General features: G+C 72.7%; 12 protein-coding genes. 6 read left to right on the forward strand and 6 right to left on the reverse strand.

The window, feature by feature from the left end:
- Positions 1 to 10 precede the first annotated feature (10 nt).
- Entirely contained in the window at positions 11 to 739 is a 729-nt protein-coding gene (locus C229_RS33085; protein ID WP_018657127.1) for a hypothetical protein, read from the forward strand.
- Positions 736 to 1599, forward strand: a complete 864-nt coding sequence (locus tag C229_RS31365; RefSeq protein ID WP_018657128.1) for a DUF6895 family protein — start codon at positions 736 to 738, stop codon at positions 1597 to 1599. Before C229_RS33085 ends, C229_RS31365 begins: the two co-directional genes overlap by 4 nt.
- An 11-nt stretch (positions 1600 to 1610) precedes the next feature.
- Here the strand turns inward: C229_RS31365 and C229_RS0121275 are convergent, their stop codons facing one another.
- Complete coding sequence (locus tag C229_RS0121275; RefSeq protein WP_018657129.1) at positions 1611 to 4115, reverse strand: DEAD/DEAH box helicase; 2505 nt, start codon at positions 4113 to 4115, stop codon at positions 1611 to 1613.
- A gap of 116 nt (positions 4116 to 4231) precedes the next feature.
- Positions 4232 to 4459, reverse strand: a complete 228-nt coding sequence (locus tag C229_RS0121280; protein WP_018657130.1) for a hypothetical protein — start codon at positions 4457 to 4459, stop codon at positions 4232 to 4234.
- Between the two features lie 257 nt (positions 4460 to 4716).
- Here C229_RS0121280 and C229_RS0121285 point away from each other — a divergent pair, with 257 nt between their 5' ends.
- Positions 4717 to 4920 (forward strand): cold-shock protein, encoded by a 204-nt coding sequence (locus C229_RS0121285; RefSeq protein WP_026314018.1) that lies wholly within the window; start codon positions 4717 to 4719, stop codon positions 4918 to 4920.
- A 225-nt stretch (positions 4921 to 5145) separates the two neighbouring features.
- Positions 5146 to 5349: a cold-shock protein gene (locus tag C229_RS0121290; protein WP_026314019.1), complete on the forward strand. Its 204-nt coding sequence runs from the start codon at positions 5146 to 5148 to the stop codon at positions 5347 to 5349.
- 157 nt (positions 5350 to 5506) lie between these two features.
- On the opposite strand, the gene gndA is transcribed toward C229_RS0121290, so the two are convergent.
- The gene (gene gndA, locus C229_RS0121295) at positions 5507 to 6931 is read right to left on the reverse strand and encodes an NADP-dependent phosphogluconate dehydrogenase (RefSeq protein ID WP_018657133.1); all 1425 of its coding nucleotides are present in this window, start codon (positions 6929 to 6931) and stop codon (positions 5507 to 5509) included.
- A 74-nt stretch (positions 6932 to 7005) separates the two neighbouring features.
- Between gndA and C229_RS0121300 the strand changes: the two genes are divergently transcribed.
- Both C229_RS0121300 and C229_RS0121305 read left to right on the forward strand, forming a co-directional pair.
- A complete protein-coding gene (locus C229_RS0121300) occupies positions 7006 to 7794 on the forward strand; it encodes an HAD family hydrolase (protein WP_240487362.1) in 789 nt (262 codons plus the stop codon).
- The gene (locus C229_RS0121305) at positions 7791 to 10199 is read left to right on the forward strand and encodes a glycoside hydrolase family 65 protein (RefSeq protein WP_018657135.1); all 2409 of its coding nucleotides are present in this window, start codon (positions 7791 to 7793) and stop codon (positions 10197 to 10199) included. The genes C229_RS0121300 and C229_RS0121305 overlap by 4 nt, the downstream gene beginning before the upstream one ends.
- A 4-nt stretch (positions 10200 to 10203) precedes the next feature.
- Here C229_RS0121305 and soxR read toward each other — a convergent pair whose 3' ends face one another.
- The 3 genes from soxR to C229_RS0121320 are packed head-to-tail and all read right to left on the reverse strand — an operon-like array spanning position 10204 to position 13888.
- Positions 10204 to 10722: a redox-sensitive transcriptional activator SoxR gene (soxR, locus tag C229_RS0121310; protein WP_051109050.1), complete on the reverse strand. Its 519-nt coding sequence runs from the start codon at positions 10720 to 10722 to the stop codon at positions 10204 to 10206.
- A gap of 36 nt (positions 10723 to 10758) precedes the next feature.
- Positions 10759 to 11358 (reverse strand): HdeD family acid-resistance protein, encoded by a 600-nt coding sequence (locus tag C229_RS0121315; RefSeq protein WP_018657137.1) that lies wholly within the window; start codon positions 11356 to 11358, stop codon positions 10759 to 10761.
- Positions 11359 to 11377: 19 nt separating this feature from the next.
- Positions 11378 to 13888, reverse strand: a complete 2511-nt coding sequence (locus tag C229_RS0121320) for an ATP-dependent Clp protease ATP-binding subunit (RefSeq protein WP_051109051.1) — start codon at positions 13886 to 13888, stop codon at positions 11378 to 11380.
- Between the last annotated feature and the right edge of the window lie 94 nt (positions 13889 to 13982).

The following is a 13982-nucleotide window of genomic DNA, read 5'->3' on the forward strand; positions in this document are numbered from 1 at the left end:
GAGCACGCGGATGACCCGCGCCGACCCCGCCCTGCGCGCGGCGGTGGAACGTGCGGCGGGCGACCTCGCCGTACGGGCCGCCCGCGCCCTGCGCGACCCGGGCGGCCCGTACGCGGTGGGCGATCCCGCCGAGGACGAGCCGATCACGCTGGCCGCCGTCCGCGTCCTCGGCCCCGACGCGCTCGCCCCCTTCCTGCTCGCCGGGGCGCGTCCGGCCGCCCGCGACGTCGATCTCGTCGAGCGCGGCCACGCGGACCCCCTCGCGGTCGCCGCGCCGGGGTCGCGGGACGCGCTCGTCCACGACCTGCGCGACGCCGCCGCCCGGCACGCCCTCACCCTGCTGCACGGGCCGCCGCGCGCCGTCCCGGCCCGGCTCCCGGTCACCGGCTCGGCGGCGCCGCTGGAGGACGCGCGGCGGCAGGGCCGCCGGCCGTGGGCGGCGCTGATGGTGCTGCTGGCGCCGCTGACGGCGTGCCCGGCCGCGTCGCCCGCGCACGACCAGGCCCGCCGCCACGCCACCGACCTCGGCCGCGCCGCCGTCCGGGCCGTGCTGCGCCGCGACCCGGCCACGGCGGCCCGCCTCGTCCGCTGGCTGGCGCTGCCGGACGTCTCCTGCCCCCAGCTCGACCTGGCGCCGCTCGTCCGCCACCTCGCCCTGACCACCGCGCCGACGGCGCGCGCCGCGCTGGACGTCGCCATCGCCGAGCGCCTCCTGCACGCGGCGGGGACGGCGCGGTGAGCGGCCCGGACGTCCGCGCCATGTGCGCCGCCGCCGTGGCCTGGCTCGACGTCGCCACCGCCCACCTGGAGTGCGACGGCCCGGCGCGCGGCACCGGCGCCTGGTACCGGACGGTCGGCGGGCTGGCCCCGGCGGGCGCGGTCCTGGCCCGGATCGCGCCCGACTTCGCCACGGCGCGGACGGCGGCGGGGCTCGTCGGGTTCGCCTGGCGGCAGTTCGGCGAGGGCGCGGTGCTGTACGAGCGGCTGCTGCGCGACGTGTCCCGCACCGATCCGGTGGAGACCTACGGGCACTTCCGCCGCGCGGGATACCGGCACGCCGACCTCGACGTCCTGCTCCCGCACGCGCGCGGCCTGCGCCAGGCCGCCGTGCCCGAGCTGGCGCCGAACCGGGTGCTCGCCGTCCGCAACGCCGAACGGCTCGCCCGGCTGCCCGTCCGCCCCGACGACGACGCCGTCCGCCGCACCTGGCTCGGGGGCCTGCCCGAGCCGTGGACGCTGACCCACGCGCAGGCGTACGCGGCGTTCCACACGGTCCTGCACCTGTGCGACTGGGGCCTGGCGCGCGGCGCGCTGCCGCTCGACATCGACACCTACCTGACCCGCTGGCTGCCCGCCTGGACCGACGTCTACACCGAGGCCGCCCAGTGGGACCTGGTCACCGCCCTGCTGCTCACCGACACCTGCCTGCGCGCTCCCGCGCGTCCGGCCGGGCCCTGGCACGCCCTCGCGGAGGCGCAGCACCCGAGCGGCATGCTCCCCGGCGCCGGCCGCCCGGCGAGGACCGCCGCCTTCCGCGATCTCTCCCCCACGGTCACCCTCGCGCTGGCCTCGGCCCTCGCCGCCCGCACCGGGCGGTGACGCCGCCGGGGTCAGAGGCGGTTGACGCCGAGGACCCGCAGGACGGCCTCGCCCTCCTGGTCGGAGCCCGCCAGGTCGACCTCGGCGTCGATGCCCCAGTCGCGGTCGCCCGCCGGGTCGTCGAAGACCTGCCGGACGCGCCACAGACCGTCCTCGGGGACCTCCTCGATCTGGAGGAGCTTCGGGCCGCGCGCGTCGGGGCCGGTGCGCAGTTCGTCGTGGTCGGTGAAGTAGGCGTCCATCGCGGCGCGCCAGCCGTCGGCGCCGAACTCGGGGTCGAGCCGGTCGAGTTCGGGGTAGTCCTCGCGGGCGGCCAGCTCGACGCGCCGGAACAGCGCGTTGCGGACCAGGACGCGGAACGCCCGCGCGTTCGCCGTGACCCGCGTGACGCGTTCCTCCACGACCGCGTCCGGCTCGGCGGCCGGGTTGGCGAGCTGTTCCCACTCGTCCAGCAGCGAGGAGTCGACCTGGCGGACCAGCTCGCCCAGCCACTCGATGAGGTCGATGAGGTCGTCGTTCTTGATCGACTCGGGGACGGTCTGCTGGAGCGCCTTGTACGCGCCCGACAGGTACCGCAGGACGAGCCCCTCGGTGCGGGCCAGCTCGTAGTAGCCGATGTAGTCGGTGAACGTCATCGCCCGCTCGTACATGTCGCGGACGATCGACTTGGGGCTGAGCCGGTGGTCACCGACCCACGGGTGCCCCGCCCGGTACACCTCGAACGCCGCCTCCAGCTCGTCCTCCAGCGGACGCGGGTAGGTGACGTCCATGAGGAGTTCCATGCGCTCCTCGTACTCGATGCCCTCGGACTTCATCTCCTGGACGGCGATGCCCCGCGCCTTGTTCTCCTGGGCGGCGAGGATCTGCCGGGGGTCGTCCAGGGTGGCCTCCAGCACCGACAGCACGTCGAGCGCGTAGCCGGGCGAGGACGGGTCGAGGATCTCGAACGCGGCCAGCGCGAACGTGGACAGCGGCTGGTTGAGCGCGAAATCTTCCTGGAGGTTCACGGTGATCCGCGCCCAGCGGCCCTGTTCGTCGGGTTCGGTCAGCGACTCGACGACGCCGCCCGCCAGCAGCGACCGGTAGATGGCGATGGCGCGGGAGATGTGCCGCCGCTGCGCCGGGCGTTCCTCGTGGTTGTCGGTGAGGAGCCGCCGCATGGCCTGGAACGCGTTGCCGGGCCGGGCGATGACCGACAGCAGCATCGCGTGGCTGACCTGGAACCGCGAGGTCAGCAGCTCGGGCGGCGCGGACTGGAGCTTGGCGAACGTCTCCTCGTCCCAGCCGACGAACCCCTCCGGCGGCTTCTTGCGCTGGACCTTGCGCCGCTTCTTGGGGTCGTCGCCGGCCTTGGCGAGCGCCTTCTCGTTCTCCACGACGTGCTCGGGGGCCTGCGCGACGACGAACCCGACGGTGTCGAACCCGGCGCGCCCGGCCCGCCCGGCGATCTGGTGGAACTCGCGGGCGCGCAGCCGCCGCACGCGGTACCCGTCGTACTTGGACAGCGCGGTGAACACGACGGTGCGGATCGGCACGTTGACGCCGACGCCGAGCGTGTCGGTGCCGCAGATCACCTTGAGCAGCCCGGCCTGCGCGAGCCGTTCGACGAGCCGCCGGTACTTGGGCAGCATCCCGGCGTGGTGGACGCCGATGCCGTGCCGCACGAACCGCGACAGGTTCCGGCCGAACCGGGTGGTGAAGCGGAACCCGCCGATCAGCTCGGCGATGCGGGCCTTCTCCTCCTTCGTGCAGACGTTGATGCTCATCAGCGACTGCGCCCGCTCGATCGCGGCGGCCTGCGTGAAGTGGACGAGGTAGATCGGGGCCTTGCGCTCGGCGAGCAGTTCCTCGATGGTCTCGTGCAGCGGGGTGAGCCGGTAGTCGTAGATCAGCGGGACGGGCCGCTCAGCGGACTCGACCAGCGCCGTCGGCCGCCCGGTGCGGCGGGTGAGGTCGTTCTGGAAGAAGGCGACGTCGCCCAGCGTGGCCGACATCAGCACGAACTGGGCCTGCGGCAGCTCCAGCAGCGGGACCTGCCAGGCCCAGCCGCGTTCGGGCTCGGCGTAGAAGTGGAACTCGTCCATGACGACGAGGCCGATGTCTGCGTCGGCGCCGTCGCGCAGGGCGATGTTGGCCAGCACCTCGGCGGTGCAGCAGATGATGGGGGCGTCGGCGTTGACGGACGCGTCGCCGGTCATCATGCCGACGTTCTCGCGGCCGAACATCTCGCACAGGTCGAAGAACTTCTCCGACACCAGCGCCTTGATGGGAGCGGTGTAGAAGCCGACGCGGTCCTGGCCGAGGGCGGCGAAGAGCGCACCGGCGGCCACCAGGCTCTTGCCCGATCCGGTCGGTGTGGCAAGGATCACATTCGCGCCGGAGACGGCCTCGATCAGCGCTTCCTCCTGCGCGGGGTACAGCGTGATCCCGCGCCCGGACACCCACGACTCGAACGCCTCGTACAGGGAGTCGGGGCCGAGGTCGTCACCGGAGGGAAGCTGATCGAGAAGGCTCACCCTCCCATCCTGCCGCGCCGCGTCCACTGCCCGGACCGCCACCCGCCCGCGTGCGGGCGCCGGTGGCGCGGCGCGCGCCACCGGCGGCCCGGCCGGACGCCGGTGCCGGGCGTCGGCTAGAGCTTCTCCAGCTTGGAGAACGGCGGGCCGATCCGGGCCTTCTGTTCGCCGAAGTCGACGACCAGCTCACCGGTCGGGCCGACGGCGATGACCTGGCCGAGGCCGTACTTGTCGTGGCTGACCCGGTCGCCCTCGACGAAGGTCTCCAGGGGCGGCGGTTCGGCCGGCGGGCTGAACGGGCTGGTGGGCAGATGACGTTTCGGGGTACTTCGTCGCGCTTTCATCACCTCTAGCATCCTCCTTCCCAGGCCGTCTGCCATCCAGATCGCAGGTAAAGATTCGGGGTGTCGCAGATTTTCGGTCGCCGGGGGTGGCGGTCCGTCGCGGAGCGTGTAGTCTGGACCCAGTTGCGGTTCCCATGAATGATCTGTGCGCCCGGGCTGTTTCGGGCGCTTTTTTCATTGTTCCGGCCCTCCGGGTGGCGACCGCGGCGCCAGGCTCGCACGGAGCGGGTCCGGCATACACATCAGGGAGAAATACCATCGCTACTGGCACCGTGAAGTGGTTCAACTCTGAAAAGGGTTTCGGCTTCATCGAGCAGGACGGCGGCGGCGCCGACGTCTTCGCCCACTACTCCGCCATCGCCACCTCGGGCTTCCGTGAGCTCCAGGAGGGCCAGAAGGTGAGCTTCGAGATCACCCAGGGCCAGAAGGGCCCGCAGGCCGCGAACATCGTTCCCGCCTGACCTGTGCTTCAGGGCCGATCCGCGCGGGCGGGCGTTCGCCGTCCGTCCGCGCGGGTCACCCGCCCGCAGCACTGTGATAGACTTGTGGTTGGTCGCGGTTCCCAACGATGTTCTCGATGTGCGCCTGAGCTGGCTCGGGCGCTTTTTCTGTTTCGAGGCGTCGCACGAACCCGCCACCGTGTCCGCACGGAGCGGATACGGGCAATTCAGTCAAGGAGATTCATCATCGCTACCGGCACCGTGAAGTGGTTCAACTCGGAAAAGGGCTTCGGCTTCATCGAGCAGGACGGCGGCGGCCCCGACGTCTTCGCCCACTACTCCGCCATCGCCACCTCGGGCTTCCGTGAGCTCCAGGAGGGCCAGAAGGTGACCTTCGACGTCACGCAGGGCCAGAAGGGCCTGCAGGCGGAGAACATCGTCCCCTCCTGACGCTCGCTCACGATCAGAGCAAGCAGCAAGCAGGACGTGACAGGTCAGGTCGTTCACCCGGCCTGACCGGCCGCGCGCGAGCGCGGCAGAGCAAGATCAGGGCCCGCCCGGATGCCGGACGGGCCCTTTTCGCTGCCCGCGAACGCCTCGGCGGGGTCTACCCGGTCACCTCGGAGCGGTCGCCCGACCACAGCGTGTGGTAGACGGCGTCGCCGGTGAGGTGGCGGTAGGTGTGGGCGCCGAAGAAGTCGCGCTGCGCCTGGATGAGCGCGGCCGGCAGCCGCTCGGCGCGCAGCGCGTCGTAGTAGGCCAGCGCCGAGGAGAAGCCCGGCGTCGGGATGCCCAGCGCCGCGGCCTTGCCGACGACGTGCCGCCAGGCGTCCTGGGCGTCGCCGAGCGCGGCGGCGAAGTGGTCGTCGGTGAGCAGCGTCGGGGTCGCCGGGTCGGCCTCGTAGGCGCGGCGGATGTCGTCCAGGAAGCGGGCGCGGATGATGCAGCCGCCGCGCCAGATCCGCGCCATCGCCGCGGAGTCGATGTCCCAGCCGTACTCGGCGGCGCCGGCCTGGATCTGGTGGAAGCCCTGCGCGTAGGCGACGATCTTCGACGCGTACAGCGCCTGCTCGACCGCGTCGGCGATCCCCGAGTCGGCGCCCGTGCGGTGCACCGGCCCCGGCAGCCCGCGCGCCGCCGCCCGCACGTCGGCCGCGCCCGACAGCGACCGGGCGAACACCGCCTCGCCGATGCCCGGCACCGGGACGCCCAGCTCCAGCGCCGTCTGCACGGTCCACCGGCCGGTGCCCTTCTGCTCGGCCTGGTCCAGGACGACGTCCACGAACGGCTCGCCCGACGCGGCGTCCACGTGCGCCAGCACCTCGGCGGTGATCTCGATCAGGTACGACTCCAGCCGCCCGGTGTTCCAGGTGCGGAACACCTCCGCGACGGCGACGGGTTCGAGCCCGGCGGCGTGCCGCAGCAGGTCGTAGGACTCCGCGATGAGCTGCATGTCGGCGTACTCGATGCCGTTGTGCACCATCTTCACGAAGTGCCCGGCGCCGTCCGCGCCGACGTGCGCGCAGCACGGCGAGCCGTCCACCTTGGCGGAGATGTCCTCCAGCAGGGGCCCGAGCGCCGCGTACGACTCGCGCGACCCGCCCGGCATGATGCTCGGTCCCTCCAGCGCGCCCTCCTCGCCGCCGGAGATGCCGGTCCCGACGAAGTGGACGCCCCGTTCCCGCAGTTCCGCCTCGCGGCGCCGGGTGTCGAGGAAGTGCGCGTTGCCGCCGTCCACGATCATGTCGCCGGGCTCCAGCAGCGGCGCGAACTCCTCGATGACGGCGTCGGTCGGCCGGCCCGCCTTCACCATGATGATCAGCTTGCGGGGGCGTTCCAGCGCGTCGACGAACTCCTGCGCCGTGCGCGCGGGCAGGAACGTGCCCTCGTCGCCGAACTCGGCGACGAGCGCGTCGGTCTTGGCCGTGGTCCGGTTGTGCACGGCGACGGCGTGCCCGTGCCGGGCGAGGTTGCGCGCCAGGTTGCGGCCCATCACCGCGAGCCCGGTGACGCCGATGGGTGCTCGGTCCATGTCGTTGCTCCTTCTGTCCTGGTCCGCCCGTTCCCTACCCTCCTACGGCCCGGCCTCGTCACCGCTACGCTCGCATGTCCCGGTACGGGTGGGGAAAGAGCCGGGCGACGACGCTGGAGAGACGGGGTTCGATGCTGGGGTTGCCGGAGACGATCGAGTGCTGCCTGTTCGACCTGGACGGGGTCATCACGCAGACCGCCGCGGTGCACGCCGCCGCGTGGAAGAAGATGTTCGACGCCTATCTGCGCGAACGCGACGGGGAGGGCTACGCGCCGTTCACCATGGACGACTACGCCGCCTACGTGGACGGCAAGCGCCGCGAGGACGGCACCCGCTCGTTCCTGGAGTCGCGCGGCATCGACCTGCCGCAGGGCTCGCCGGACGACGGTCCCGGCACCGCGTCGGTGTTCGGCCTCGGCAACCGCAAGAACGAGCTGGTCCTCAAGCTGATCGACGAGGACGGCGTCAAGGTCTTCGACGGTTCGGTGGACTACGTGCGCGCCGCCCGTGACGCGGGCCTGCGCACCGCCGTAGTGTCGTCCAGTGCCAACACCCGCCAGGTGCTGGAGGTCACGGGGCTGACCGATCTGTTCGACGCCCGCGTCGACGGCGTCATCGCCGCCGAGCGCGGCCTGCCGGGCAAGCCCGCCCCGGACACGTTCCTGGAGGGCGCCCGCGAGCTGGGCGTCGCCGCCGACCGCGCCGCCGTCTACGAGGACGCCATCTCCGGCGTGCAGGCCGGGCGGTCCGGGAACTTCGGCTACGTGATCGGCGTCAACCGCAACGACGACGCGCACGGCCGCCGGCTGGCGCAGTACGCCGACCGCGTCGTGCACGACCTGTCCGAACTCAGGGAGGGATGAGCGTGACTCCGCCGCCCGAGAGCGCGCTGGACGGCGACGGCCCGGTCTTCCTGGTCGAGCCGTGGACCGTCCGCGAGAACGAACTCCGGATCGACCGGCTTCCGCAGACCGAGTCGGTGTTCGCCCTGTCCAACGGCCATCTGGGCCTGCGCGGCAACCTGGACGAGGGCGAGCCGCACGGCATCCCCGGCACGTATCTGAACTCGTTCTTCGAGCAGCGTCCGCTGCCGCACGCCGAGGCCGCCTACGGCAACCCCGAGTCGAGCCAGACCGTCATCAACGTCACCAACGGCAAGCTGATCCGGCTGCTGGTCGACGACGAGCCGTTCGACGTCCGCTACGGCCGGTTGAAGCACCACGAGCGGGTGCTCGACATGCGGGCGGGCACGCTGACCCGCCAGGTCGAGTGGACGTCCCCGGCGGGCCGCACGGTCCGCATCACGTCGGTGCGGATGGTGTCGCTGCGGCAGCGGGCGATCGCCGCGATCCGCTACGAGGTCGAGGCGGTCGACGAGCCGGTCCGCATCGTGGTGCAGTCCGAGCTGGTCGCCAACGAGGAGCTGCCCGAGCAGGACGCCTCCGACCCGCGCGGCACCGCGTCGCTGCGTTCGCCGCTGCTGTGCGAGGAGCACATGGCCAACGGCAGCAAGGTGCTGCTGTTGCACCGCACCCGCGCCAGCAACCTGCGGATGGCGGCCGGGATGGCGCACACCATCACCGGGCCCGACCCGATGTCGGTGGAGAACGAGAGCAGCCAGGACGTCGGCCGCACCACGATCGCGACCCGGCTGGAGCCGGGCGAGAAGCTGTGCGTGATGAAGTTCCTCGCCTACGGCTGGTCGAGCCAGCGGTCGCGGCCCGCCGTGCACGACCAGGTCGTCGCGGCGCTGGCGGCCGCGCGGCAGACCGGCTGGGAGGGGCTGCTGGCCGAGCAGCGCGACTACCTGGACGAGTTCTGGCGCGGCGCGGACGTCGAGGTCGAGGGCGACGCGGAGCTCCAGCAGGCCGTCCGGTTCGCGCTGTTCCAGGTGTTGCAGGCGGGGGCGCGGGCCGAGCGCCGGATGATCCCGTCCAAGGGCCTGTCGGGGCCGGGCTATGACGGTCACACGTTCTGGGACGCCGAGACGTTCGTGCTCCCCGTGCTGACCTACACCCATCCCGACGCCGCCGCCGACGCGCTGGCCTGGCGGCACATGACGCTGCCGCTGGCGTGCGAGCGGGCGCGGCAGCTCGGGCTGGCCGGGGCGGCGTTCCCGTGGCGGACGATCCGGGGCCAGGAGTGCTCGGGCTACTGGCCGGCGGGCACGGCCGCGTTCCACCTCAACGCCGACATCGCCGACGCGGTGATCCGGTACGTGGACGCCACCGAGGACACCCGGTTCGAGCGGGAGATCGGGTTCGACCTGGTCATCCAGACGGCGCGGCTGTGGCGGGGGCTCGGGCACCACGACGTCGGCGGCGTGTACCGCATCGACGGCGTGACCGGCCCGGACGAGTACAGCGCCGTCGTCGACAACAACGTCTATACGAACCTGATGGCGCGGCGGAACCTCCAGGAGGCCGCGCGGCTGGCCATGGAGTACCCCGACCTGGCCGAGGGGCTCGGCGTCGACGCCGAGGAGGCCGCGTCCTGGCGGGACGCGGCGGCGGCGATGTTCATCCCCTACGACGAGCGCATCGGCGTCCATCCGCAGGCGGAGAACTTCACCAACCACGCCCCGTGGGACTTCGCGAACACCGCCGAGGCCGACTATCCGCTGCTGATGAACTTCCCGTACTTCGACCTGTACCGCCGCCAGGTGGTCAAGCAGGCCGACCTGGTGCTGGCGCTGCACCTGTGCGGGGACGCGTTCACGGCGGAGCAGAAGGCCCGCGATTTCGCCTACTACGAGGCGCTGACGGTGCGCGACTCGTCGCTGTCGGCGCAGACGCAGGCGGTGGTCGCCGCCGAGGTCGGCCTGCTCGACCTCGCGCACGACTATCTGGGCGAGACCTCGCTGGTCGACCTGCACGACCTGTACGGCAACACCCGCGACGGCCTGCACATCGCGGCGCTGGCGGGCGCGTGGAGCGGGCTGGTCGCGGGGTTCGGCGGGATGCGGGCGGGCACCGGCTCGCTGCGGTTCGCGCCCCGGCTGCCGGGCGGCATCAGCCGTCTGGTGTTCCGGCTCCGCTACCGGGGCAACCGGCTGCGGGTGACGGTCACGCACGACAGCGTCAAGTACGAGCTGCTGGAGGGTTCGGGGCTCAAGCTGCTGCACCACGGGGAGCCCGTCACGCTCGGCGACACGCCCGCCGAGCTGCCCGTTCCCGACCTGGCGCCGCCGCAGGAGCCGGTGCAGCCCGCCGGGCGGGCGCCGCTGGCGCGGCGCGTCGCGCAGCGCGGCGACACCCGGCAGGACTAGGCGGTCAGGTGGCGGCGGGCGCGGGACGGCAGTCACCGGTGTCGCCGCACGCGTCCTCGCCGCCCGCCGCGCGGCTGAGCAGGCGGCGGGGGCCCGCGCCCTCGTCGCCGCACTTGTCGTAGGGGTTGGCGAGGGCGCACTTGCTGATCGACAGGCAGCCGCAGCCGATGCAGTCGTCGAGGTCGTCGCGGAGCCGGACGAGCTGGTCGATGCGGTCGTTCAGGTCGGCGCGCCACGTCTCCGACAGCTTCGCCCAGTCGGCGGCGGTCGGGGTGCGGCCCTCGGGCAGGGTGTCCAGGGCGGCGCCGATCTGGCTGAGCGGGATGCCGACCCGCTGCGAGACCCGGATGAACGAGACCCGGCGCAGCGTGTCGCGGCTGAACCGGCGCTGGTTCCCGGCGGTGCGGCGGCTGCTGATGAGGCCCTTGGACTCGTAGAAGTGCAGCGCCGACACGGCGACCCCGCTACGTTCCGCGAGCTGCCCGACGGTCAGCTCCTGGACACGAAACTCCAGACGCGTCATGCCGAGCATCCTACGTAGGGGATCGCCGTGCGGAACCTAGCGGGACGCGGTGGCGCCGCCGCCGTACTCGCCGGGGCCGTACTCGCCGCGGCGGGCCTCCATCCGGTGCCCGGCGGAGCGGACGCGGAACGCCGCGCCGATGAGCAGGGCGCCGAACAGGATCGCGAACAGGCCGATCATCCAGATCAGCGCGACGGCACCGGATGCGGGCCACACGAACAGCAGCACGCCGAACAGCACCGAGACGGCGCCGGTGACGGCGTACAGCCACTCCCCCTCGATCTCGCGGCGCAGCGCGACCGCCGCGATGATCTCCATCACACCGGTGACGATCGCCCACGCCGCGATGAGCATGAGCAGCGCGAACCCGGTGATCGCGGGCCAGGCGAGGGCGGCGATGCCGAGCAGCACTCCGGCGATGCCGGACACCGCCAGCCAGCCCCGCGACTGCCCCGAGCCGCCGCGGATCGCGGCGTAGAGGCTGAACGCGCCGTCCACCAGCGCGTACGCGCCGAACAGCAGCACCAGCGCGAGCACGGTGATGCCCGGCCAGAACAGGGCGAGCACTCCGAACAGGACGGCGAAGGCGCCGCGCAGCGCCAGCACCCACCAGTTGCGCGTCATCATGTCGAGCATCGTTCCTCCTTGTTCCGGTTCACCAGGCGCCGTCCGGCGCCGTCTCCCGGTCGTCCGGGGACGGGGCGCCGTCCGGCGTCTCCACGTGCAGGGTCAGGTCGTCGCCGTCGCGGTCGGCGCGGACGGTGTCGCCCTCGGACAGGTCGCCGCCGAGCAGCATCCGCGACAGCCGGTTGTCGAGCATCCGCTTGATCGTGCGGCGCAGCGGGCGCGCGCCGAACTCGGGCTGGTGGCCGCGTTCGGCGAGCAGGTCGCGGGCGGCGTCGGTGACCTCCAGCGTGACGCCCTGCCCGGCCAGCCGGCGGCGGGTGCCGCCGAGGAGCAGGTCCACGATCCGGCGGAGCTGGGCGCGGTCCAGCCGGGTGAAGATGATCGTGTCGTCGATGCGGTTGAGCAGTTCGGGCCGCAGCGTGTGCCGGAGCAGGTCGGTGATGTCGGCGCGGAGCTGCTCGGAGTCCTCGCCGGCGTCCAGGATGAGCTGGGCGCCGACGTTGCTCGTCATGATCACGATCGTGTTGGTGAAGTCGACGGTGCGGCCCTGGCCGTCGGTGAGGCGCCCGTCGTCCAGGAGCTGGAGCAGCAGGTTCATCACGTCCGGGTGGGCCTTCTCGATCTCGTCGAGCAGCACGACGCCGTGCGGCCGCCGCCGGACGGCCTCGGTGAGCTGCCCGGCCTCCTCGTAGCCGACGTAGCCGGGTGGGGCGCCGATGAGGCGGCTGACGGTGTGCTTCTCCTGGAACTCGCTCATGTCGACGCGGATCATGTGGTCGGCGCCGCCGAACAGCACCTCGGCCAGCGCCCGCGCCAGTTCGGTCTTGCCGACGCCGGTCGGGCCGAGGAACAGGAACGAGCCCTGCGGCCGGTCGGGGTCGGCCAGCCCGGCGCGGGCGCGGCGGACGGCCTCGGCGACCGCGTCCACGGCCTCGTCCTGCCCGATGACGCGTTCGTGCAGGTGCTCCTCCATCCGCAGCAGCCGGTCGCGTTCCTCCTCGGTGAGCTGCGCGACGGGGATGCCCGTGCGGCGGGACACGACCTCGGCGATGTCGGTGGCGGTGACCTGCGGGACGTCGTCGCGGCCGTGCCGGGCCCGTTCGAGTTCGGGACGCAGCCGTTCGATCTCGGCGCGCAGTTCCTCGGCGCGGGCGAAGTTCTCGTCGGTGACGGCGGCGTCCTTGTCGCGGTGCAAGCCCTCCAGCCGGTCTTCCAGCTCGCGCGCGTCCTCGTCCGGCGACAGCGACCGCAGCCGGACGCGGGCGGCGGCGTGGTCCATGAGGTCGATGGCCTTGTCGGGCAGCCAGCGGTCGGAGATGTAGCGGTCGGACATGCGGGCGGCGGCGTCGAGGGCGTCGTCGGTGATGCGGACCTGGTGGTGGGCCTCGTACTTGTCGCGCAGGCCCGCCAGGATCTCGATCGTGTCCTCGACGGTCGGCTCGGGCACCAGGACGGGCTGGAAGCGGCGTTCCAGCGCGGCGTCCTTCTCGATGTTCCGGCGGTACTCGTCGATCGTGGTGGCGGCGGCGACGTGCAGTTCGCCGCGCGCCAGCGCCGGCTTGAGGATGTTGGCGGCGTCCATGCCGCCCTCGGAGGCGCCCGCGCCGACGAGCGTGTGGACCTCGTCGATGAAGATGACCAGTTCGCCGGAGTGGGCGCGGATCTCGTCCACGACCTTCTTGACGCGTTCCTCGAACTCGCCCCGGTACTTGGACCCGGCGACCATGCCGGTGAGGTCGAGGGCGACGACGCGCTTGTCCTTGAGGGTCTCGGGGACGGCGCCGTTGACGATCCGCTGCGCGATGCCCTCGATGATCGCGGTCTTGCCGACGCCGGGCTCTCCGATGAGGCACGGGTTGTTCTTGGTGCGGCGGGACAGCACCTCGATGGCCTGCTCGATGACGTCCTCGCGGCCGACGACGGGGTCGAGGGCGCCGTCGCGGGCCTCCTCGGTGAGGTCGCGGCCGTACTCGTCCAGGGTGGGCGTCGCGGACGGACCGCCGCGCACCGCGCCGGTCTGGTCGGGCCGGTCCAGCACCGCGTCCTGGATCTCGTTGGCGGAGACGCCCTGCGCGGCGAGCAGCCGCGCGGCGGTCGAGTCGGCGTTGGCGGCGACGGCGAGCAACAGGTGCTCGGGGCCGATGTAGCTGGACGACAGGGCGCGCGACACGCGCTGGGCGTCGAGCAGGGCGCGTTTGGCGGCGGGGCTGAGCGTGGTGGGGGTGTCGCCGGGGGTGCCGTCGCCGGTGAGGTCCGCGATCCGGGTGAGCAGGCCGTCGGGGTCGGCGCCGGCAGCCCGCAGCACGCCCCGGGACGGGTCGGTCTGCGCGGCGGCGCCGAGCAGGTCGATGACGTCCAGGTCGGCGGCGCCGCGCTGCCCGGCCCGCTGGAGCGCCTGTCCGAGCAGTTCGCGGCCGGACTCGCTGAGCAGCCGTCCGATGTCGACGCGCTGGGCGCCGCCGCGCGGGGGCCACGACTCGGGGGCGCCGAACATCCGCCCGGTGAGCTGGTCGAACCCCCGGAACGGGTCGTTGAACATCGAGCCGAACGGCGAACCGGCCACGGGCGCTCCCCTGCACTGAAGTGGCCCGATCCCCGCTGATCAAGCCCCGTACCCCAGTGCTAACCGGACT

Source organism: Actinomadura flavalba DSM 45200 (assembly GCF_000374305.1).
Taxonomy (GTDB): Bacteria; Actinomycetota; Actinomycetes; order Streptosporangiales; family Streptosporangiaceae; genus Spirillospora; species Spirillospora flavalba.